The organism is Halegenticoccus tardaugens, assembly GCF_004116405.1.
GTDB lineage: Archaea > Halobacteriota > Halobacteria > Halobacteriales > Haloferacaceae > Halegenticoccus > Halegenticoccus tardaugens.
Genome location: NZ_SDIC01000001.1, coordinates 568,172 through 587,936, shown reverse-complemented (window position 1 = coordinate 587,936; position 19,765 = coordinate 568,172). Strand labels below are relative to the sequence as shown.

Genomic DNA, 19,765 nt, shown 5'->3' with positions numbered 1-19,765 from the left:
CCGTACATCGTAATAAGCCCGGCGAAAGATTTCGATGGGCGTAGCTATATTTCGAATTTCGTAAAACCCGTCGCGGACGGCGGCCCGGCGAGCGGCCTCCTCGCGGCGTCCGGCGCTCTGCTCGCGCGCAGCGGGCGTTGGACGGGGAGTCGGCGGGCGTGCCGACGGCTGGGCGACGAGTCGGCGTCGAAAACCCGTGGTCGCCGTCGGCGGTCAGCCGTACACGCCGTCTGGGTCGAGGTCGCGCTCGGCGCGGTACTGCTCGACGAACGCGGGCACGTCGAACTCCAGCATCTGCGCTTCGAACTCGGTGACGGCCGCGTCGTCGTCGGCGTGGCTGACCGCGTGTTCCATCAGCTCGACGACGAGTTCGACGATGATCTCGTGGAGCCTGCGGGAGTCGAAGTCCGTCACCCAGACGAGCGCGTAGCCGAGTTCCTGGTCGTCGGTCACGTCGGCGCTCGCGACCTGCTGGGGGAACTCCTCCAGCACGATCCCCATGAGGTGGGGCGTGCCGAACTCGGGCATCTCCTCGCTCGTCGTCTCGATCGCCTCGCGCAGGACGGCCACGAGGAACTCGGGGAGAAAGCGGTCCGGCGGGTGGACGTCCGTCACGACCGCGTGCGTCTCGCCGCAGGAGCAGTCGAACTCACGCATCCCCATGTCCAGCTCCCGGACTCGCTTCGTCTCGCCGCAGGGGAGTTCGAGTTCCTCGCCCCGGCCGCCGGGGACACCCGGTTCTGCCATACTCGTCTTTGCCCCCTCCGTCGTTTAAACGTCGCGCTCTCGCCCGACGGAAAGAGGGTCGATCCCGATCGACGCCCGGTCGAGTCGACGCGGCGACCGACCGCGCGCTCGTCGCGTCGACACGCCGCCGTCGGCCGCGCGCCGCGACTCGTCTCGCCTCGCCACCCGGTCGCCCCCTACTCCTCCGTCGTCTCGTTGCTCTTCCGTCGCCTTGTTACTCCTCCTCGTCTACGCGTCTTCGTCCTCTTCTTCGTCGTCCCCTTCTTCTTCGGCGTCCCCTTCTTCCTCTTCCTCTTCTTCATCGTCGTCACCCGACGGACCCGTGCGTTCGATCTCGACCTCGATCTCGATCTCCAGGCCGTCGACGGAGAGTTCGGCCTCCGCGGTTTCGGTGTCGCCGACCTCGATCTCCAGTTCCTCGCTGTCGACTTCCACGTCGACCTCCACCTCGACGTGCAGTTCGGAATCGTCGGACATGCGCGTACACCTACGTCGAACGGGGGCAAAAACCGGTCGGCGGATCGACGGGCGCGGACGACGGGTCGTCGGGCGCGTCGCACCTTTAGCTCTTCCGGCGCGGCGGGACCCACAAGCGACATAAATAGACGCCGCCGAGGGACAGTCATGATCAGTGTCGTCGGCGGCGGCATCGCCGGGCTCGCGGCCGCCTACCGGCTCCAGCAGCGCGGGTACGACGTGCAGGTGTTCGAAGCGTCCGACGAGGTCGGCGGGCTCGCCGCGGTGTACGAGACGCCGGGCGACCCCATCGAGAAGTTCTACCACCACCTCTCGAAGTCGGAACGGACGATCGTCGAACTCGCCGACGACCTCGGCGTCGGCGATCGGGTCGAGTGGCTCGTCGGCGAGAACGCCTACTACGTCGACGGCGTGGTCCACCCGCTGGACACCCCGTGGGAGATCCTCGCGTACCCGCACATGAGCGTCTACGACAAGTTCCGGCTCGGGATGCTCACGCTCGAAGTCGACGTTCGAAACGGGTTCCCGCGGTTCGACACCTACGACGACCTCGAAGACTTCGAGGACGTGCCGATCAAGGACTTCCTGATCGAGCACACGACCTGCGGCGTGTACGAGAACTTCTTCGAGCCGCTCCTCGACGCGAAGTTCGGCTCGCGGAAGGACGACGTGAGCGCCGCGTGGCTGCTCGGGCGCATCAAGTTCCGCGGCGAGCGCGACCTCCTCCGCGGGGAGATCCTCGGGTACTTCGAGGGCGGGTTCGCCCGCCTCCTCGACGCGCTCGTCGACGCCGTCGGCGAGGAGAACATCACGACCGGCGCGCGCGTGACGGACCTCGCCACGGCGGACGGCGCGGTGGAGGCGATTACCGTCGAAACCGAGGACGGCGAGGCGACCTGGAGCACGGGCGCGACGGTCGTCGCGGCGATGCCCAACGTGCTGGAATCGCTGACGGGCTACGAGTGCGAGATCGACTTTCAGGGGGCGGTCTGCGCCGTCGCGACGCTCGACGGACCGCTGACCGACACGTACTGGCTGAACATCGGCCACGACGCCCCCTTCGGCGCGCTCATCGAGCACACGAACTTCGTGCCGCCGGAGCGGTACGGCGGCCGGCACCTCCTCTACATCGCGAGTTACATCCAGGACTACGAGGAGGATCTCTGGCAGCGGTCCGACGAGGAGGTCGAGGACCTGTGGCTCGACCACGTCGGCGAGATGTTTCCCTCGTTCGACCGCGCCGCTGTCCGCGACTTCCGCCTCGCGAGGAACCCCCGGGCCGCGCCGGTGTACGAGCGCGGCTACCTCGATCTGGTCGTCCCGTACGACCTCGGCGACGAGGTCGCGGAGGGCGTCTACTACGCCGGCATGGCGAGCCGCGCGCAGTACCCCGAACGCAGCCTGAACGGCGGCGTCGTCGCCGGCTACGAGTGCGCCGACCGGATCGCCGAAAAGCGGACGTAGGGCGGTTCGGGCGGCGTCTCAGGCGGACCGATCGTCGTCCTCGACCTCGGCGTCACGCATCCCCGGTGCGGCGCGCACGTCGACGTCGCCCGGTTCCTCCCCGCCGCCGACGCGGATCTCGCCGTCGTCGCCCTCGACGTACACGTCGTCGGCGAAGCCGCCCTCCGCGTGCGGGTGCTCGGCCGAGTCGAGCCTTTCGGGCGTCGAGGGCGCGTCGGGGATCTCGCGGGTGCGAAACTCGCCGAGCGGGTCGGCGATCGTGATCCCGTGCCGCCGGAAGAAGTCCTCGTAGCGCTCGTAGTGGGCTTCGAGTTCGTCGCTCGGGATCTCCATCATCTCCGTCCACCCGTGGTTGAAGAAGTCGAAGTTGGCCTGCACGTGCGTGATCTCCCGCGCTTCCGCCTCGGAGTACCCCTCCTCCAGCGCGGCGACGTACGCGTCGAACGTGCAGTCGAAGAACGCCTCCAGGTGCGGTTCGCGCTCCGCGCGGCGGCCCTCGGCCGCCTTCTTTCCGAAGACGCTCACGTGGAGGTCGACCAGTTTCCGCGTCGCGATGTCGCCGACGACGGGCATCGTCAGCGCCTTTTTCGCCGCGAAGTGACGGACGTTCTGGCGGATCTTCATCGGCTCCGCGTTCGGGTCGGACGACCTTGAAGGACACGCATACTCCCCGTATTCCTTAAACCCCCTCCGAGACGGGAAATGGAGAAGATAGCAACCGACATTAACCCCGAACGCAAAGCACGTCCACATGACCCAGTCGTTCGTGATTATCGGCGACGGGATCTCGGGGAGTTCCGCGGCCGAGACGCTCCGCGAGGAGGCACCGGACGCCGATATCACCGTCATCACAGACGAGGGCGAGACCCTCTATAATCGAATTCTGATCAAAGAATTCGCCAAAGGGAAACTGCCCGAGGCCCCCATCTCCATCCACGACGAGTCGTGGTACGACGAGCGCGACGTCGAACTCCGCCTGAACACGCTCGTCACGAACATCGATCCGGACGCGCACACGATCGAAACCCACGCGGGCGACGCGCTGCACTACGACAAACTGCTCGTCGCGACGGGCGGAACGCCGACGCAACTGCCGGTCCGAAACAGCGACGCCGAGGGGATCCACCACTTCTGGACGTTCCAGGACGCGCGCAAGATCCGCGAGGACGCGGAGAAGGCCGACACGGGCGTCGTCGTCGGCGCGGGGCTTCTCGGGATCGACCTCGCGGCCATCTGCGGCGCGCAGGACGTCGAGGCGCACTACCTCATGCGCGGGAACGCCTGGTGGCGCTACGCGCTCTCGAAGGAGGGCGCGGAGATCATCCACGACGCGCTGCGCGAGCGGAACGTGACGCCGGTGTTCGAAAGCGGCGTGGACCGCTTCGAGGTCGACGACGACGGGCGCGTCGCGGGCGCGGTCGATCCGAACGGCGAGCGCTACGACGCGGATTTCGCCGGGGTCGCCATCGGCCTGAACTTCAACACCGAGATCCTCCAGGGGACGGGCGTCAAGACCGACAACGGCGTCGTCGTCGACCAGTACATGAAGACGAACGTCGACGACATCTACGCCGCGGGCGATCTCACCCGCTTTTACGACACGATCCTCGGCGAGTACGCCCAGAACGGCTCGTGGGGGAGCGCGAAGGAGCAAGGTAGCATCGCCGCGAAGAACATGGTCGACCCCGAATCCGCCGAGTTCCGCTGGGTCTCTTCGTACTCCATCACGCACTTCGACTTCCCCTTCCTCTCGTTCGGCCACCCGACGATCGGCGACGACGAGTGCGAGATGAAGTACTCCGACACCGAGTGGCGTCGGCTGGCGTTCAAGGGCGGAAAGATCGTCGGCGGCGTTCTCATCGGCGACCTCGCCCCGCAGAGCGCCTACAAGAAGCTCATGCGCGACGAGCGGGTCGTCGCCGACCAGAAGGACGTCCTCCTCGAGAAGAAGTTCGACCCCGACGAACTGGCCCCCGCGCAGGAGCAGTAAGCCGGCGGATCGGACGGTTCTCTTCGACGCCTTCACCGCGATTCCAATGGGCAGCATGGCGATTTCCTCCCGAATCGATTCGTCCCGATAGCGGCCGATTCGCTCGTTTGAGTCCCCCGAACGCACACCGTGCCTCCCACCCTAACAGTAGTAATATTTATATATTCAAACGGTAATATCGTTTTCGATGAATGTCAGGAATTTGGTTGGTCGGCGAGGCGCGCTGAAGACGATCGGGGCGGGGATCGCGAGTATCGGCACGTTCGTCGCCGTCGGGCGCGGGGAGGACGAGGTAGAGATAGTGACCGAAACGCGGGGGGAGACCCCCGTCGTCACCAAGTCGGTCCCCCGCGACTGGTACGAACACGAACGCCGCGTTGCGGAGGCGCTCACTCGCGTGAACGAGCGGTTCCTCCCCTCGGAGGCGATTCTCGGTTCCGCGATCGTCGGCAGCGACGAAACCGTCGAAGGAAAAGGCGTCACGCAGGTAGAGGTCGCCGTCGCGGAGGGGGAAGCGTCGGCGGTTTCGATCCCAGCCTCGATCGAGGACGTGGCGATTCGGACCGTTTCGAGGCGGAGCAACGGGGTACGGCTCACCGAGTCGGGAGGCGGATGCCACAACAACGACGATTACGACCGGGTACGGGGCGGCGTCCTCGTGTACGGAGACGGCGACGACGACGGAGCAGTCGACCAGCGCGGTACGTCCGGGTGCCCGGTGAGAAAGGACGGGACCGAGTATCTGCTCACCGCGAACCACCTGTTCCTGACCGGCGAACCCTGCGAGGGGAACTGGGACGAAGGGCTGTACCAGTACGGGGACGGCGACTACTTCGGCGAGGTGCATCGATACGATCAAGCCGAAGATTGGGCGATCGTCGCTCCCGTCGGCGACTACGAGGGAACTCTGGTCTTCGACGTCAAAGGCGCGCGGTGGACGGGCGGGATCGCGAGCCACGCCACGAAGATACGCCTCCAGGAGATGATCGGCGACGGGACGACCGTCGAGAAGATGGGAACGACGACCGGGGCCGAAACCGGCGTCGTCGAGTCGATCGAAGGGACGTACTCCGACGACTGTATCGACTTCGACGGACACGGGGTCAGGACGGACTGCAACACCGCGGCGGGCGACTCCGGCGGGCCGACGTACGCGCGAAGCGAGTCCGGAGACGGACTCGCGATGGTTTCGCTCTCGTCCGCGCGACCGGACTGGGTTTCGAAGTTGTACAAAGAGTGCGGCGAGGAGGTGTACGGACGGACCGTCGGGCCGGCGTGCTACCGTATCGCGAACGAGGGCGGAATCGAGTTCGGTTCCTGAGGCCGAACGAGGGTACAACCGTCGTTTGACCCTTCGGAACGGCTTTTCCTTCGCGACGACTCTCCGAACGCATGCGGCCGAAGTCGAAACGAACGCTCGCCGTACTCGCCGTGTTCCTCGGCGCGCTCTGTCTCTACGCCGCGTCCGCCGATCCGGTGGGCGGGAGCTGTCTCGTCGATCCGGTCTCCGATCCCGGCGGAGTACACCTGACCGGCTCCGGGACGATAGCGTATTACGACGGATGCTACCGCTACCCCCTCGCGGTCCCCGTGTTCGTGGTCGTCAACGGTATCGGCGCGTCGCTCGTCGGTGCCGGGCTCGTGACCCTTCTCCGCGCGCGCCGGGACCCCCGCCGCACGCTCCCGAAGTAGCCGCGGACGTCGCGTCGACGACGGAACACACATACCCGTTTACCGAATTACCCGAACGATGACGAGATGGAGTACGTGGACGCTCGCGAGACGTCTCGGTGCCCGCGCCCGCGTCGCGGTCGCGCGCCGGTTCGGCGTCGACGCGCGGGCGCTCGCCGCCTTCCGCATTTCTCTCGGGCTGCTGTTGCTCGCCGATCTGCTCCTCCGCGCGCGCGACGTCGGCGCGTTCTACACCGACGCCGGCGTTCTCCCGCGCGCTTCGCTCTTCGCCACCGCCCCGGACTACTACGAGCTGTCACCGCACGCCCTCGCCGGGTCGGCGCGGGCGCAGATCGCGCTCTTCGCGCTCGCCGCCGTGTTCGCCGCGACGCTGCTGGTCGGCCACCGGACGACGCTCTCGACGGCGATTTCGCTCGGACTCCTGGCGTCCCTACAGGCGCGTAACCCGTTCGTCCTCAACGGCGGCGACGCGCTGCTCGCGTGGCTCCTCGTTTGGGCCCTGTTTCTCCCCCTCGGCGAGCGCTGGTCGGTCGACGCGCGTCGACGGGGATCCGGACGTCCCCGGCGTCGGGTAGCGAACGCGGCGTCCGCCGCGCTCTTGCTCCAGGCGGTGCTCGTCTACGCCAGCAACGCCGCGTTGAAGCTTCGAGGGGGAGACTGGCTGCGCGGGGACGCGATCCTGTACGTGTTCAGCCTCGACCAGTTCGTCGTGGGGTTCGGGAACGAACTCGCGCGACACCCCGAACTGCTCACCCTCCTCGGGCGGGGCTGGCTCGCGATGCTCGTCTGCTCCCCGCTGTTGGTGCTCCTCGTCGGTCGCCCGCGAGCGCTGTTCGCGCTGGGGTTCGTCGGGACGCACCTCGGGATGCTCTTGACCATGCGCCTCGGGCTCTTTCCGCTGGTTTCGATCGCCGCCCTGCTCGCGTTCCTCCCCGAGGAGGTCTGGGACGCCGTCGAGAGCGCGGCGACGACGGCGCTCCAACGCGTGCGCGAGTCGAGCGGCCCCCTCGACCGGTTCGGCGGCCTTTCCCCGGTAACCACCTCGTCGAGAACGCTGACGGCGGCTGCCCGATCGTGGAATCGGATCGCGTCGCCTCTCGCGGCGGTGTTCCTGACTCTCGTCCTCGTCTGGAACGCCGCGGCGCTCGGGTACGTCGACCCGTCGGCGGGCCCGAGCACGGTCGCGAACGTCGCCCCCGACGAGAGTCAGTGGAACATGTTCGCGAACCCGCCGAGGACGGACGGCTGGTACGTGGTGCCGGGGCGACTCGAATCGGGGACGCGGATCGACGCGCTTCGGGGGTCGTCCGTCACGTTCGACCGACCGCCCGACGTGGCTCGGACGTACCCCAACGCTCGGTGGCGAAAGTACCTCGTCACCGTCCGGCGAAGCGACGACGAGCGGCTTCGTCGGCACCTCGCGGCGCACCTGTGTCACCGCTGGAACAGCCGCCACGACGACGAGCTGGTCGCCCTCACCCTGTACTACGTCGAGCAACCCACTCGACTCGACGGGCCGGACCCGATCCGGCCCGTCGAACTCGGACGGTACTCGTGTTCCAGCGGATACTCGCCGGATCCTCGCTGAGGACGTCGAACGCGGACGGGAGGGAGACCAAAGAGCTATGAACGATCGTGGTAATTGATACCGTATGTCTCGATATTCGGCGACGCCGTCGATCGCGGTGACGGAGACCGAGCGCCTTCCGACGGCGGCGCGAGTCCGCTCGTTCGACGAGCTGAGCGACGCGGCGAAAGATCGCATCCTCGCCCGGACCGAGGGGATCGCCGGTGATCTCGGACCGCTTCCGGACGATCTCCGCGAAGACGACGTCGTCGTCTTCACGAGGTACTATCGGGTCGTCGCCTCCTGAGCCGGCGGGTGGGCCGAGAAGTCCGCCGCACGGACCGAAGGCGTTTTCCACCGGCCGCGGGAATCGTGCGTATGGAAACCGGCGGGACGATGACGCTCGCGTTCGAGTTGGCGGCCCTGGAGGCGCTTTCGGACCCCAACGCCGTGTTCAACGACGCGCGTCAGTGGACCAAGTACGTCGGCGTCGTCAGCGAGAAACCGACCTACGTCGTGACGAACTTCACGCGAAAGCGGCGGATCCGACAGGATTTCTTCTCGGGGCCGCGCGGGGTCGAAGAGAGCTTAGAAAACGTAGAACGGCAGTTCGACACCGACCGCCACGTCTTCGTGGGTACGACCGACGAGGACGCCGCCGTAGCCGAGAAGACGGGGTGGGAGTTCCTTGCGGTCGAGGACGCCGCGGAAGCCGCCGGATGGGAACTCGCGGACGAAACGGCGGACGAGGACCCGTTCGAGGGAGAGCGGCGCGACGACTGGCCCTGAGCGGCGAGGACGCCCGTCGCCCGCCCTCGTTTTCGGCCGCGGAACAGGAGTCCCCGGTATCGAAAGCCCTAATCGGCACGCATCCGTCCTCTCCGACGATGAGTCACCAGTTGCCTGACGTACAGGCAAACCGCCCCGACGTGACCGTCGGGCTCAGCCAGGTCGGCGTCACGGGCGTCGAGAAACTGGTCAAGGTCGCCCGCGACGGCAAGCGCCCGATCGTTCTCATGGCCGACTTCTCGGTCTTCGTCGACCTCCCCGCGACCCGCAAGGGCGCGGACATGAGCCGGAACATGCAGGTCATAGACGAGACGCTCGAATCCGCCGTGAGCGAGCCGACATACCGCGTCGAGGATGTCTGCGGCGACGCGGCCGAACGGCTGCTGGAGAAGCACGACTACACCTCGACGGCCGAGGTGCGCATGACGGCGGAGCTCATGACCCGCGAGCGGACGCCGGAGAGCGACCTCGGGACGCAGGGAACCTCGAAGATCATCGCCAGCGCCGTCGCCACCGAAGAGGGGACGAGAGAGGAGATCGGCGCACGCGTGACGGGCATGACGGTCTGCCCCTGCTCGCAGGGGATGTCCACGGCGCGGGCGCGCGACGAGCTCGAAGAACTCGGCGTCGAAGACGAGGTCATCACGGAGTTCCTCGACGCCGTGCCGCAGCCGGGTCACTCCCAACGCGGCCACGCCACCCTGACGATCACGAGCGAGGGTTCGCCCGACGTGGACCTGCTGGAGGTCATCGACATCGCGCGCGACTCGATGAGCGCCCGCATCTACAACCTCGCGAAGCGGCCCGACGAGGACCACATGACCTACCACGCGCACGCGAACGCGAAGTTCGTCGAAGACTGCGTGCGCTCCATGGCCGAGTCCGTCGTCGATCGGTTCGACCACCTGCCGGACGACGCCGTTGTCCACATGAAGCAGTCGAACGACGAGTCCATCCACCAGCACAACGCGCACGCCGAGCGCGAGGTCACGATACAGCAGTTGCGTGCGGAACTCGAGCTGTTCCGGTAGGCGTTCGTCGACGATCGTCATCGGGGGAAGAAACCCCCGTTTCACCGGAAACATCGTGTCCGGTATATACCAGTACGTAGTCCGGTGAGGGTCACCGAGCGGAACCCGGACGAGTAGCAGAGCCAGCACGGACGAGTGATCGTCGGGCGGACGAGGCTACGCGGTCAGAACGAAAGCGGCTCCGCGTCCTCCCACCGCGGATCGAAGACGTCGCGCACGTCCGCGGCGAACGCCCGGTCCTTGAGGTCGATCATCGCGAACGCCTCGCCGGGGTGCAGCGGGTTCGGCACCTCGATGCACACCTCCGCGTCGTCGATGAGGTTGAACGCGCCAGACACCGTGTCCGTCGTCCGCACCGCGAACGACGGGTGATCGGCGAGCCGGGCGGTGTAGCGCTCGCCGACGCTGCGGGGCAACCGGTCGACCAACTCCGGCGTCATCAACACCGAGACCGTCACGCCGCGGTCGAGCGCCTCCTCCAGCGCTTCGGCGACGAGTTCGCCGACCTCGCCGAGATCGAACTGCGCCGAGGACGTGCCGGCGACCACGACGACGGACTCGTCCGCCGCCGCGAGCCGTTCGAGGAGGAGGTCGAGGGTTTCGTCGGGACCGACCGCCGCGGTCCAGAACTTCTCCTCGACCGGCTTCGCGGCGTCGAGTTCGTCGACGAGTTCGTCGACGATCGCCTCGTACTGTGCGGCTTTCTCGTCCAGTTCGCGCCGCTTGTCGTCGAGCAGCCGGTCGAGCGCGGCGTCCGGCTCGACGGCGACGTACTTTTTCGGCCGGCTCGCCGCCTGACTCCGGACGAGATTGTACTGTTCGAGGGCCGAGAGCACGTCGTAGATCCGCCCCATCGGCACGTCGCTCGCGCGGGACAACTCCTTCGCCGTTGTCGGGGCGTTCCGGAGCAACGCCCGGTACGCACGGGCCTCGTACTCCGACAAGCCGAGGTCGCGGAGGCTGGCCATGGCGTGGACATGAAACGCCGATGGGATAAACGCAACGGGTGTTTATCACCGTTGGACGCGCGAGGTCAAGATCGTCGTTCGGCCGGAAGGGAGGGTCGTGGTCGAGCGAGCGTTCGGGGCCGTCGAGGGGCGGTCAGGACCGCCGTTCGATTCGCGCCATCAGTTCGTCGGGCGTCCGGGCCGGCTCCGGGTCGCCGCCGGCGAGGACGGACGCCGTGTTCGGGTCGAGATCGAAGCGATTCCCGGCGTTCGGGACGACGACCTTCTCGTGGTCCGCGACGCGCAGCGCGGCGCGGTGCAGGTCCGACCCCGGCTCGGTCGCGACGGCGACGACCAGCGGTTCGCCGCAGAGGCGGGCCGCGACGGAGCCGTAGCCCGCGACCTGAACGCCGAGTCGATCCCACGCCCCGGCGAACGCCGCCACGGCCTCGCGGGCAACCTCGCGGTAGGCGTCGTCGCCCGTGAGCGCGGCGAGGTCGACGAGGGCGTCGGTCATCTCGACGGTTCCGTCGATGGGTCTGAGCGGGCGGTCGAGCAGGCCCGGGCCGGCGGTCGGGCCGTCCAGAAACGATCCCTCGTCGAACAGCGTCTCGATCGCGCGGTCGGCGACGGCGCGCGCGACCGCCAGCCCCTCGCCGCGGACCTGTTCCGATCGGCAGAACGCGGCCGCGACTCGTGCGTGGTCTTCGAGCAGCCCCGACTCGCCCTCGTCGTCGCCCGCCGCGTAGTGGGTGACTGTTCCGTCCGAGCCGACGAGTTCGGCGGCGAGGTAATCGAGCGCGCGGCCGGCGTACTCGCGAGCGCGGTCGTCGTCGGTGTAGGCGTGGTAGCACAGGAGCGCCTCGGCGGCGAGGGCGTTCGCGCCGGCGTACGCCGTCAGATCGGTCCGGGGGCGGGTCTCCTCCGCGCGCCCCTCGGCGTCGAGCGCGTAGTAGTCCCGACCGGCGGCGGGGCCCTGACTCCCGCCGAAAGCGACGCCGGTCCAGAGGTCGTCCGCGAGGTAGCCGATCGTCCGCTCGGCCGGGCGTCGGTAGGCGTCCTCGCCGGTGTAGAGGTAGGCGTTCGAGAAGGCGCGGACGAGGGCGGCGTTGTCGTCGAGGAGCTTCTCGTGGTGGGCGTCGGACCAGTTCCGCCGGCCGGCGTACCGGAAGAACCCGCCGGCGACGTCGTCGAGGAGGTGGTCCCGGATCGCGTCGAACGTTCGGAGCGCCTGCTCGCGCTCGCGCTTGAGCGCGAACTCGACGGTCCGCGGCAGCGGAAACTTCGCGTCGGACCCCCACCCGGCGTGCTCGGGGTCGAACTTGTCGTCCAGTTGGCCCGCGACGTGCGCCTCGATGATCGACGTCACCTCGCCGCGCGGCGTCGACTCCCCCCGGAGGCCGCGAGGGATCCGGCCCGCGTCGGCCCCCTTCTCGGCCCACATCTCCCGGACGCGTTCGAGCACCTGCCGCATCCCGTCGGGGCCGAGGTACGTCGCCCCGGTGAGGAGGTCGCCGTCGGGCGTCGCGAACACCGTCGAGGGGAACCCGCCCATGTTGTACCGCTCGCGCACGCGGGGTTGGCGGTCCACGTCGACGCGGACGGGGACGAACCCGTCGTTGAGGTTCGCGGCGACGCGCGGCTCCGCGTACGTCTCGGCGTCCATCTCGTGGCAGTCGGCGCACCACGTCGCCGACATCGACAGCAGGACCGGCTTGTCGGTGCGCTGGGCCTCCTCGAACGCCTCGGGACCCCACTCGCGCCACTCGACGCGCGTGTCGTCGTTCATGCGCCGTCCTCGGGGAGCGAGCGGCGTAAGCGCTTCGAGGCGCACCGCGCGTGATGCCAACCGCGCCGCCCCCGCCGTCGCGCGAGGGAAAAGGGCTATACAGCCGCACCGGGAAGGGCGAGGTATGCGCACGCGGTGGATCATCGCACTCCTGTTGCTCATTCCCCTCTCCGACGCGCTGTTGCTCATCCCGGTGTCCGGCCTGCTCGGCTGGCAGGCCACCGTGGCGCTCGTCGTGCTGACCGGGCTCGTCGGGATGTTACTCGTCCGCGCCGAGGGTCGGAGCGCGCTGCGACGGTTGCAGCGCAAGCTCGCCGTCGGCGAGGTTCCGGCGAACGAACTCGTGGACGGCGGGCTGCTCATCGCCGCCGGGGCGTTCCTCCTCACGCCGGGGCTCGTGACCGACACCATCGGCTTCCTGCTCGCCGTCCCCGTGACGCGGTACCCGATCCGCGAGGCGCTCAAGCGCTTCGTCCTCCGCCCGTACCTCGACAAGCGGATGGACGGGTTCGTCACCGGCGGGGTCTGGACCGCCGGCTTCCCGCAGGACGAAACCTACGACGTGGACCCGGAGTCGTACCGGTTCGACGACGACGAGAAGAGCGACGGATAGGGCCGTTCGCCCCGCGTCGCATTCGCGTTGCACCCGCAACGGCGCGGGTTGCGCCGCCACGCTACCGTACGATCCGATTTCGTCGTCTCGAAACGCGGCGTCCGTCGCGATTCTCGGTCGGGTGCGACGCGCTCAAACCGAAAGACGGACGCGAGGCGCTAAAAGGAAACCCTTAAACGGAATAGCGCGCAACAACTGAATGCGCTCGCCTGGGCCAATAGCTCAGTCAGGTTGAGCGCTCGGCTGATAACCGGGAGGTCCGCGGTTCAAATCCGCGTTGGCCCACTCCCATTCTGAATGGAAGTCATTGACAAGACGTGAGGGGTGTCCGTATAAATCTTACTCTGGTTCACGAGTACAGTCCAGTCATCGAACGGGCGGTTGGGTCTTTGTATGTCGATTTTCGATTGCCGAAGATGTCTACAGTGAGATAGGATGTAGCTTCACGTAGCCATTCAGTACCACTCAGGAGTTAGTTTCATCAAGAGTAGCGACTATCAAAATCGGGTGAAACTCAGAATTTCCCCCAACGGTTTTAACTGAATTGAGGCGCTAAGTCCCCTTCCTCAACGAGCGCCGAAGGCGCGAGTAGGGAGGGGATACAGCGTTCACAAGAGCTTCGCTCTTGTGTGCGAACGAGACGCTGCGCGTCTCGTCAACGCCGCACAGTTCTCAAACGTGTTCGGTAGCCGGCCCACAGGCCCACGTACCGATACACTTTTGTCTATCCATAGTCTATACACTCGTAATGGATCGGTTTGAAATCGACGGTCACGAAGTCCTCGATGGCACCGCGAAACCGTCGGGGAACAGCGCCCATGTCATCGTTCCGAAGCGGTGGCGAGGAGCCGACGTGAAGGTCGTCCGCGTTTCCGAACCTGATTCAGACGAGTAGTCTATGCAGTACAACTACAAGTACCGACTCACGCCGGACGAAGCCACCCGCAACGAGCTTCGCCACCACATCGACGTGTGTCGGCAACTGTACAACCACTGCCTCTACGAACTCAACAAATCCGACGGCGGTATCCCGGCCCGCTACGACCTTCAGGGCCAACTCCCCGACCTCAAGAAGTGGTGGAACGGCCTGAAGGACGTTCATTCGAAGGTGCTTCAGATGGTTGTCAAGCGCGTCTACGATAACCTTTCGACGCTCAAAGCACAGAAAGAGAACGGACGCGCTGTTGGGATGTTGAAGTGGAAGCGTCCTCGGGACTACCGTTCGCTCACCTACAATCAGACCGGCTTCAAGCTCAAGAATACGAGCGGTTGGCCCCAGTTGTGGTTGAGCAAGATCGGCGAGATACCGATCCGACTCCACCGCGAGATACCCGACGACTCGGCGGTCAAACAAGTCACGGTCAAACGAGAACCCACGGGCGAGTGGTTCGCCGTCCTCGGTATCGAAACCAAAAACGACGCGCCACCGAAACCCGAGAATCCCAAACGGTGCGTCGGTATCGACGTAGGGATTCTCTCGTACACCCACGACTCGGACGGGTTCTCGGTCGGGTCGCTCGATCTCTCCGAGGAACGCGAGCGGTTGGAACGCGCACAACGAAAACTCTCCCGGAAACAGCACGGCTCCGCGAACTACCGCACCCAACAGCGGGTAGTCGCCCAACGCCACGCCGACCTGAAACGGAAGCGCCGCGACTTCCTTCACCGACTGTCTGCATACTACGCGCGAGAATACGACCTCGTAGCCGTCGAAGATCTCGACGCGAAGGGGCTAATGGAACTCCCGTCGAACAGTCGTAACCGCGCGTCGGCGTCGTGGGGAACGTTCCTGCGGATGCTCAAATACAAGTGCGACCGCGAAGGGACGCACTTCGTCGCGGTCGATCCGCGAGGGACGACCAAAGAGTGTTCACAATGCGGTGTTTCGACCGATAAACCGCTGTGGGTCCGCGAGCACTCGTGCCCTTCATGCGGGTTCGAAGCGGACAGAGACGCGAACGCGGCGCTGAACATTCTTTCTCGCGGCCTCGATCACGTAGGAGTGGTTCACTCCGATTCAATGCCTGTGGAGACTGCGCTCCCTCCGGGAACCGAGTCGGTTCCTGCAAAGCGCGTCGTGGAAGCAGGAAGCCCCGGCCTCACGGAGCGAACGGCGTCAGCCGTGAGCGAGTAGGCCGGGGTAGTTCACTCTGCTCCGACGGACCAGCTCGTCTCAAACTCGACGCGCCAGACCTTCTCATCGAATACGAGTCACAGGGGTCAGTTGGTAATGGCGGCTGACCTACAAAATATATGGTTAGATAATCGGTTTAGCAGTCCTCGTCAGCCGCGTTTTCTTCCTCTGTTCCGTCGTCTTCGTCAGTCTCGTCACCGTCTCCAGACCCTTCAGAGCCCGTGTCGTCCGTCTCGTCCGAACTGTCGGTTTCGTCTGACTCTTCGTCGTCGCCGTCGTCACTTTCAGGCTGAAGTTCGACGGTGACCGACTTGTCGCCTTCTTCGAGGTCGGCAGTCGCGTTGCCGTCGTAGTATCCATCTGCACTGACTTCGATCTCGTGATAGACGGCAGGAGACGTGGTTTCAGCGACCCCCTCGCTGTTCGTCTCGATCTCGAAGTAGTCCTCTGCGGGGCCGGGAAGGTGGATGACACCAGTTACCTCCGCCCCTTCGATCGGATCACCCGTCTCTTCGTCAACGACGGTGATAGTGATCGTGTTCTCTTCCTCAACGTTCCGATCGTCCGTTTCTTCATCACCGCTTTCACCGTCGTCACCTTCACCGCTCTCGTCTGACGTGGATTCGTCGCTCGTCACGACGACCGTCTCCTCGTCGGGTTCGAGAATCGCCATCGTATCACTCCCGTCGTTGTTGATGACGCCTCTGTCGTAATCGAACGTCACGTCCGCGTCATCAACGTCTTCTGCGCCCGACGCCACGGTTAGTGTTTCGCCGGCCTCAACGACCGCCCCATCCGGGAACTCTCGTGCTTGGCTGACGTTCTGTCCATGCTCGAATTCCATCCAGTATCCCGAGAGGTCGAAACCCTCGTCGCCCGTGTTCTCGATTACGACATACTCATCTTCTGCGTTCACTTCTGCAAAGGCGAGCCCTGAGTGATCCGATGCGATTACCGTACTGCCCGCACCGAGACCCGCGATACCTAGTGCTGCTGCCCCTGCACCGATCATGAAACGTCTACGGTTACTCTGCATACTACGACTATCAGGATCCCCAACTGGATATTAGTTCTTTTTATGTTATTTCAGGTATTAAAACACTGAGTATCAACATGTTACATATGTATATTCCGATACTTTTGCGTGCAGAAAGATACCCTCCTGCAAGGTTTGGAACGTTCTAGTCTCCTGTTTTCGGCTCTCTCGATAAGCCGCTGGTTGAACTCACACCCATACTTTCCATAGTGCTTGACAGGCCCATCGTCGACACGCAGTGCTACTCTTTCACAATGTCTGACCGCGAGTGTCTCGTTCGAGTTGTCCCCATCTTGGTCCGGATAAAGGGGCTATCAAGGCCGCGCGGGATGTGACATCCTCGCCGTGCGAAAGGGTGATGCTTCCCGAAGTTCCTATGGTACTCCCGTCGATTCGGATGGTCGGGAATCTACGGTTGGTGGACTGTCGACCACTGACGCTGCCACGAAGCCGTTACTCGTACCCGCGAAGGGCTTCGAGTCACCTGATCGGTTAATGACAGTTTACTTACGTTTTGATGAAGCAAACACCGAGTGGACTGCCAGTTTTCCACGCACATTCACCCAAGCGAACCGGTGGAATGTGACCCCTCGACACACAGTGAAAGTGACCGACGACGGGCGCTGTATCTCCGCCGTAAACGGCGAGGTTGTACCGCCCTGTACCGCAGTACACAATTTCTCCCCGAACCTCCGCGATACCCCTCCGTATCTTTTGTTTACTCTGTCCGGTTGGGATGACCGGCCCCCTTGGATTCATTGAAGCACTCCCAATGACCCTCGCCGTCACATCTCTCGTCGAGACTATCAGTTACCTTCTTGGCCAGGGAGCTCACTTGACCGATCGCTCTCCAGAGGTAGCATAACTCCTGTTATCAAATTTGGCTGAAGTGGAGACCGCGCATTTTCATCGAGCGCGCCGCTGAAACGGGTGTGTGGTCGCCACGGCCGCACGGGGCCGGTCATCCTAACCGTCTCGAAGCAGTTTACACGGTATGAACGGGAACGAGGCGACCACCGCGCTCCAGAGGCTGGGATTGACCGAGTACGAGGCGAAGTGTTTCGTCGCGCTCGCTCACTTCCCGCAGGGCACCGCCAGAGACGTGAGCAACGTGACGAACGTCCCCCGGTCGCGCATGTACGGCGCTCTCGATCGCCTCGCTCGAAAGGGGCTGGTTCAGGTCCAACGGGCGGAGCCCAAGGTGTTCCAGGCGGTGAGCGTCGACACCGCGCTTCGCATCCTCCGCAACGAGTACGATTCGTATTTCGACGCGGTCGAGCGGTCGCTCCGCGAGATCGAGCCGGTTTACAAGGAGGTCGAACGCGGCGTGTGGGCGCTCGAAAACTACAATGGGGTAACCGAGCAAACGCTCTCGTTGATAGAACAGGCGGAGGATGAAATCGTGCTGATACTGGTTCACGAGAGCGTCTTCGACGAAGACGTGCTGCATCAACTTCGGGACGCCCTCGAACGGGGCGTTTCGGTCCTCGTCAGCACCGAAAGCGAGACGATCGAGCGTCGGATGCGGGAAGAAATCCCCGACGCGGTGCTGTTCGACTCGGCTATGCTCGCCAAACTGGACGATACCGCAGAGCAACAAGCGCTCGGACGTCTCGTCATGACGGATCGAGAAGGCATACTGGTCAGCGCAGTCTGGGACGAAACGTTCCCCGGCTATCCGGAGGAGACCGCGATGTGGAGTAGCGGAGTCGATCACGGCTTCGCGCTCTTCGTTCGAGAGATGCTCAGGGACGAAATCGAGCAGGCGAGCGTGAGATGATCGTTGCGGAAGGAGTGAGAGGGATCCGAGCCAGAGTCGGGACGGACCCGAAGGAGATCTTCGTCGAGTTCCCGCTTTCGAGTTCCCGATACTACCACGCACGGGAAGGAGACGTCGTTCGACAGCGCGCATCGCCGACGATCGGCGCCGCCGGATTCGAATCGCCGACGGTCACGGAATGGGTACAGCGTCCGGGAGTGAACGGCTGGTTTCCCCGGGTCACCGATCGGCCTCCGCGTCGTAGACCAACTCGACGCGCGCGTAGCCGTGCCCCTCGGAGTCCGTAGTCACCGAAAACCGGAGGTCGTCGGCGTTCGACGCCTCGAAGAGCCGGCGGGCGATCGCCCGCATCTCGTCGTTCACGAGCAGTTCGGCGTGGCGGGACCGCTTTCCGTCTTCTTCGGAATCGGCGCGGTCGGACGACTCGTCGCCCGTGGAGCGATCATCCACGGAGCGGTCGTCTCCGCGCCGGGGGTGAGACAGCGCCGTCGCGACCCGATCGCGGAGCGACGCGACGCGACCGCGGAGAACGGCGCGATCGTCCTTACGACCCACGGGCTCCCTCCCGCTCGGTCGATCGTGTCGCCTTCGTCCCTTCGTTCTCGCCGCGCCGCGCCACCGAGAAGGCTTTGCCCCGCACACCGTCCCCCCGAGCGGTCGATACGCTCGCCATTTCGCGTTCTTGTCTGGCGAGCGTACATATATATTTCGTGTTATTTCCCCGCTCTTTTGCTCGGAACGAACATTGTCAGGGTGGGTGTGTCGCCGAGTTCGTCCGGGCCTCCTTCGAAGTTGGGTTCGCGTCGACCGTCGTGAATCGACGCGTATTTAGTTTTTAGGTTCACCTAAAACAGACGTATGCAGTCGCGACATCGACGTTCGTCGGCGACCGGAAGCGCGGATTTCGTGACGACGCCCGCCCGGTGGGGCGTCGCCGACGGAGCAGACGCACGGAAGCGGACGCCGGCGGAGGCGTGGTAATGCTCGCTCGCGAGTGGACGCTGGCGTGTCGCTACCGAACCCCAGAGGATTACGAGATCCCCGCGGTGCCGGTCTGGGGCGTGTGGTGCGACGAGAACGGACGGCTGTCCTTTTCCGCTCGCGGATCGTCGGAGCCGTTCATTTCCGCCGGACAACCGGTTCCGGTCCGACGGTAGTGCCGTCGGCGGTTTGAACGGCCGGCGCGCGCGCCGCGCGCAGTCGTCGGACGCGACATTCAAACTCGCGTGGGCTGTGATTGATTATCGCGGTCGCCGTGCTACCCGGCGGGTGTTGTCGAATGAACGACACGGAGCTGGCGAGTCACGAGTGGTGGGAGCGTTACAAGGAAACCGTCAACGACGACCCGGAGATGCGGGTTCGTGGTCACGACAAGTTCGACGAGGACTTCTACGTGGAGATCGGCGACGAGCGGTTCCTGATCCGGATGGACGGCGGACGGGTTCGCGACGTGATTCCGAATCCGGGGCTGAACCACCGGTGGGCGTTCGGCATCGAGGGATCGCGCGAGGCGTGGAACGAGTTCGTTCGGGAGATGCCGCCGCCGTTCAACCACGAGATCGTCGCCTCTCACTATCGAACCGCGGTCCGCGGCGAGGACGGTCATCTCCGGCTCACGGGGGACAACGAGAAGATCTTCCAGAACCTGCGACCGTTCCAGCGGGCGCTGGATCTGATGCGCGTCGCGCACAACGGAGGGGGTGGATGAG

22 protein-coding genes and 1 tRNA gene are annotated in these 19,765 nt (G+C 65.1%); 16 read left to right on the top strand and 7 right to left on the bottom strand.

Annotated features, from left to right (window positions below; translation table 11 throughout):
• Positions 1–213: 213 nt before the first annotated feature.
• Both C3L37_RS03120 and C3L37_RS03115 read right to left on the bottom strand, forming a co-directional pair.
• On the bottom strand, positions 214–747 hold the full coding sequence (locus C3L37_RS03120) for a DUF5815 family protein (RefSeq protein WP_129113150.1): 534 nt from the start codon (positions 745–747) through the stop codon (positions 214–216).
• 228 nt (positions 748–975) lie between these two features.
• On the bottom strand, positions 976–1,224 hold the full coding sequence (locus C3L37_RS03115; RefSeq protein WP_129113149.1) for a hypothetical protein: 249 nt from the start codon (positions 1,222–1,224) through the stop codon (positions 976–978).
• 147 nt (positions 1,225–1,371) lie between these two features.
• On the opposite strand from C3L37_RS03115, the gene C3L37_RS03110 reads away from it, so the two are divergent.
• Positions 1,372–2,688, top strand: coding sequence for an NAD(P)/FAD-dependent oxidoreductase (locus C3L37_RS03110; RefSeq protein WP_129113148.1), 1,317 nt, complete (start codon positions 1,372–1,374; stop codon positions 2,686–2,688).
• Positions 2,689–2,706: 18 nt separating this feature from the next.
• On the opposite strand, the gene C3L37_RS03105 is transcribed toward C3L37_RS03110, so the two are convergent.
• Positions 2,707–3,312, bottom strand: a complete 606-nt coding sequence (locus C3L37_RS03105; RefSeq protein WP_129113147.1) for a DUF6149 family protein — start codon at positions 3,310–3,312, stop codon at positions 2,707–2,709.
• A gap of 127 nt (positions 3,313–3,439) precedes the next feature.
• Between C3L37_RS03105 and C3L37_RS03100 the strand changes: the two genes are divergently transcribed.
• The 7 genes from C3L37_RS03100 to mptA all read left to right on the top strand — a co-directional run bounded on the left by C3L37_RS03100 (position 3,440) and on the right by mptA (position 9,757).
• Complete coding sequence (locus C3L37_RS03100; protein WP_129113146.1) at positions 3,440–4,678, top strand: NAD(P)/FAD-dependent oxidoreductase; 1,239 nt, start codon at positions 3,440–3,442, stop codon at positions 4,676–4,678.
• A 187-nt stretch (positions 4,679–4,865) separates the two neighbouring features.
• Positions 4,866–5,999, top strand: coding sequence for a hypothetical protein (locus tag C3L37_RS03095; RefSeq protein ID WP_129113145.1), 1,134 nt, complete (start codon positions 4,866–4,868; stop codon positions 5,997–5,999).
• Positions 6,000–6,070: 71 nt separating this feature from the next.
• Positions 6,071–6,370 (top strand): hypothetical protein, encoded by a 300-nt coding sequence (locus tag C3L37_RS03090; RefSeq protein ID WP_129113144.1) that lies wholly within the window; start codon positions 6,071–6,073, stop codon positions 6,368–6,370.
• Positions 6,371–6,428: 58 nt separating this feature from the next.
• Complete coding sequence (locus C3L37_RS03085; protein ID WP_129113143.1) at positions 6,429–7,958, top strand: HTTM domain-containing protein; 1,530 nt, start codon at positions 6,429–6,431, stop codon at positions 7,956–7,958.
• A 64-nt stretch (positions 7,959–8,022) separates the two neighbouring features.
• Positions 8,023–8,244 (top strand): hypothetical protein, encoded by a 222-nt coding sequence (locus tag C3L37_RS03080; RefSeq protein ID WP_129113142.1) that lies wholly within the window; start codon positions 8,023–8,025, stop codon positions 8,242–8,244.
• 89 nt (positions 8,245–8,333) lie between these two features.
• A complete protein-coding gene (locus tag C3L37_RS03075; protein WP_394345772.1) occupies positions 8,334–8,726 on the top strand; it encodes a DUF7124 domain-containing protein in 393 nt (130 codons plus the stop codon).
• 98 nt (positions 8,727–8,824) lie between these two features.
• Entirely contained in the window at positions 8,825–9,757 is a 933-nt protein-coding gene (gene mptA / locus C3L37_RS03070; RefSeq protein WP_129113140.1) for a GTP cyclohydrolase MptA, read from the top strand.
• A 164-nt stretch (positions 9,758–9,921) separates the two neighbouring features.
• Here mptA and C3L37_RS03065 read toward each other — a convergent pair whose 3' ends face one another.
• Complete coding sequence (locus C3L37_RS03065; protein WP_129113139.1) at positions 9,922–10,725, bottom strand: TrmB family transcriptional regulator; 804 nt, start codon at positions 10,723–10,725, stop codon at positions 9,922–9,924.
• A 133-nt stretch (positions 10,726–10,858) separates the two neighbouring features.
• Entirely contained in the window at positions 10,859–12,493 is a 1,635-nt protein-coding gene (locus C3L37_RS03060) for a DUF255 domain-containing protein (protein WP_129113138.1), read from the bottom strand.
• A gap of 124 nt (positions 12,494–12,617) precedes the next feature.
• Between C3L37_RS03060 and C3L37_RS03055 the strand changes: the two genes are divergently transcribed.
• The 4 genes from C3L37_RS03055 (at position 12,618) to C3L37_RS03040 (ending at position 15,240) form a co-directional block, all read left to right on the top strand.
• Positions 12,618–13,106 carry an FxsA family protein gene (locus C3L37_RS03055; RefSeq protein WP_129113137.1) on the top strand — a complete coding sequence of 163 codons (489 nt, stop codon included), beginning with the start codon at positions 12,618–12,620 and terminating at the stop codon, positions 13,104–13,106.
• 211 nt (positions 13,107–13,317) lie between these two features.
• Positions 13,318–13,391, top strand: a tRNA-Ile gene (locus C3L37_RS03050).
• A gap of 463 nt (positions 13,392–13,854) precedes the next feature.
• Complete coding sequence (locus C3L37_RS03045) at positions 13,855–14,001, top strand: DUF2080 family transposase-associated protein (RefSeq protein WP_129113136.1); 147 nt, start codon at positions 13,855–13,857, stop codon at positions 13,999–14,001.
• A gap of 3 nt (positions 14,002–14,004) precedes the next feature.
• Positions 14,005–15,240: an RNA-guided endonuclease InsQ/TnpB family protein gene (locus C3L37_RS03040; RefSeq protein WP_129113135.1), complete on the top strand. Its 1,236-nt coding sequence runs from the start codon at positions 14,005–14,007 to the stop codon at positions 15,238–15,240.
• A gap of 136 nt (positions 15,241–15,376) precedes the next feature.
• Here the strand turns inward: C3L37_RS03040 and C3L37_RS03035 are convergent, their stop codons facing one another.
• Positions 15,377–16,252, bottom strand: coding sequence for a lamin tail domain-containing protein (locus C3L37_RS03035; RefSeq protein WP_228546091.1), 876 nt, complete (start codon positions 16,250–16,252; stop codon positions 15,377–15,379).
• A 1,018-nt stretch (positions 16,253–17,270) separates the two neighbouring features.
• On the opposite strand from C3L37_RS03035, the gene C3L37_RS03030 reads away from it, so the two are divergent.
• On the top strand, positions 17,271–18,056 hold the full coding sequence (locus tag C3L37_RS03030; protein ID WP_129113133.1) for a TrmB family transcriptional regulator: 786 nt from the start codon (positions 17,271–17,273) through the stop codon (positions 18,054–18,056).
• A 219-nt stretch (positions 18,057–18,275) separates the two neighbouring features.
• Here C3L37_RS03030 and C3L37_RS03025 read toward each other — a convergent pair whose 3' ends face one another.
• On the bottom strand, positions 18,276–18,611 hold the full coding sequence (locus C3L37_RS03025) for a hypothetical protein (protein ID WP_129113132.1): 336 nt from the start codon (positions 18,609–18,611) through the stop codon (positions 18,276–18,278).
• Between the two features lie 303 nt (positions 18,612–18,914).
• Here C3L37_RS03025 and C3L37_RS25255 point away from each other — a divergent pair, with 303 nt between their 5' ends.
• The 3 genes from C3L37_RS25255 to C3L37_RS03020 all read left to right on the top strand — a co-directional run bounded on the left by C3L37_RS25255 (position 18,915) and on the right by C3L37_RS03020 (position 19,764).
• Positions 18,915–19,037, top strand: a complete 123-nt coding sequence (locus C3L37_RS25255) for a hypothetical protein (RefSeq protein WP_267195299.1) — start codon at positions 18,915–18,917, stop codon at positions 19,035–19,037.
• The gene (locus tag C3L37_RS24105; RefSeq protein ID WP_164974641.1) at positions 19,037–19,213 is read left to right on the top strand and encodes a hypothetical protein; all 177 of its coding nucleotides are present in this window, start codon (positions 19,037–19,039) and stop codon (positions 19,211–19,213) included. Before C3L37_RS25255 ends, C3L37_RS24105 begins: the two co-directional genes overlap by 1 nt.
• 122 nt (positions 19,214–19,335) lie before the next feature.
• Positions 19,336–19,764 carry a hypothetical protein gene (locus C3L37_RS03020; RefSeq protein WP_129113131.1) on the top strand — a complete coding sequence of 143 codons (429 nt, stop codon included), beginning with the start codon at positions 19,336–19,338 and terminating at the stop codon, positions 19,762–19,764.
• The last annotated feature ends 1 nt before the right edge of the window (position 19,765 follow it).

Excerpts from the sequence above, each read along its gene's own strand:
- C3L37_RS03115 (WP_129113149.1), bottom strand. The coding sequence starts at position 1,224 with ATGTCCGACGATTCCGAACTGCACGTCGAGGTGGAGGTCGACGTGGAA.
- C3L37_RS24105 (WP_164974641.1), top strand. The coding sequence starts at position 19,037 with ATGCTCGCTCGCGAGTGGACGCTGGCGTGTCGCTACCGAACCCCAGAG.
- C3L37_RS03035 (WP_228546091.1), bottom strand. The coding sequence starts at position 16,252 with ATGATCGGTGCAGGGGCAGCAGCACTAGGTATCGCGGGTCTCGGTGCG.
- C3L37_RS03095 (WP_129113145.1), top strand. The coding sequence starts at position 4,866 with ATGAATGTCAGGAATTTGGTTGGTCGGCGAGGCGCGCTGAAGACGATC.
- C3L37_RS25255 (WP_267195299.1), top strand. The coding sequence starts at position 18,915 with ATGCAGTCGCGACATCGACGTTCGTCGGCGACCGGAAGCGCGGATTTC.
- C3L37_RS03090 (WP_129113144.1), top strand. The coding sequence starts at position 6,071 with ATGCGGCCGAAGTCGAAACGAACGCTCGCCGTACTCGCCGTGTTCCTC.
- C3L37_RS03105 (WP_129113147.1), bottom strand. The coding sequence starts at position 3,312 with ATGAAGATCCGCCAGAACGTCCGTCACTTCGCGGCGAAAAAGGCGCTG.
- C3L37_RS03085 (WP_129113143.1), top strand. The coding sequence starts at position 6,429 with ATGACGAGATGGAGTACGTGGACGCTCGCGAGACGTCTCGGTGCCCGC.
- C3L37_RS03075 (WP_394345772.1), top strand. The coding sequence starts at position 8,334 with ATGACGCTCGCGTTCGAGTTGGCGGCCCTGGAGGCGCTTTCGGACCCC.
- C3L37_RS03120 (WP_129113150.1), bottom strand. The coding sequence starts at position 747 with ATGGCAGAACCGGGTGTCCCCGGCGGCCGGGGCGAGGAACTCGAACTC.
- C3L37_RS03020 (WP_129113131.1), top strand. The coding sequence starts at position 19,336 with ATGAACGACACGGAGCTGGCGAGTCACGAGTGGTGGGAGCGTTACAAG.
- C3L37_RS03080 (WP_129113142.1), top strand. The coding sequence starts at position 8,023 with ATGTCTCGATATTCGGCGACGCCGTCGATCGCGGTGACGGAGACCGAG.
- mptA (WP_129113140.1), top strand. The coding sequence starts at position 8,825 with ATGAGTCACCAGTTGCCTGACGTACAGGCAAACCGCCCCGACGTGACC.
- C3L37_RS03055 (WP_129113137.1), top strand. The coding sequence starts at position 12,618 with ATGCGCACGCGGTGGATCATCGCACTCCTGTTGCTCATTCCCCTCTCC.
- C3L37_RS03040 (WP_129113135.1), top strand. The coding sequence starts at position 14,005 with ATGCAGTACAACTACAAGTACCGACTCACGCCGGACGAAGCCACCCGC.
- C3L37_RS03110 (WP_129113148.1), top strand. The coding sequence starts at position 1,372 with ATGATCAGTGTCGTCGGCGGCGGCATCGCCGGGCTCGCGGCCGCCTAC.
- C3L37_RS03065 (WP_129113139.1), bottom strand. The coding sequence starts at position 10,725 with ATGGCCAGCCTCCGCGACCTCGGCTTGTCGGAGTACGAGGCCCGTGCG.
- C3L37_RS03045 (WP_129113136.1), top strand. The coding sequence starts at position 13,855 with ATGGATCGGTTTGAAATCGACGGTCACGAAGTCCTCGATGGCACCGCG.
- C3L37_RS03100 (WP_129113146.1), top strand. The coding sequence starts at position 3,440 with ATGACCCAGTCGTTCGTGATTATCGGCGACGGGATCTCGGGGAGTTCC.
- C3L37_RS03060 (WP_129113138.1), bottom strand. The coding sequence starts at position 12,493 with ATGAACGACGACACGCGCGTCGAGTGGCGCGAGTGGGGTCCCGAGGCG.
- C3L37_RS03030 (WP_129113133.1), top strand. The coding sequence starts at position 17,271 with ATGAACGGGAACGAGGCGACCACCGCGCTCCAGAGGCTGGGATTGACC.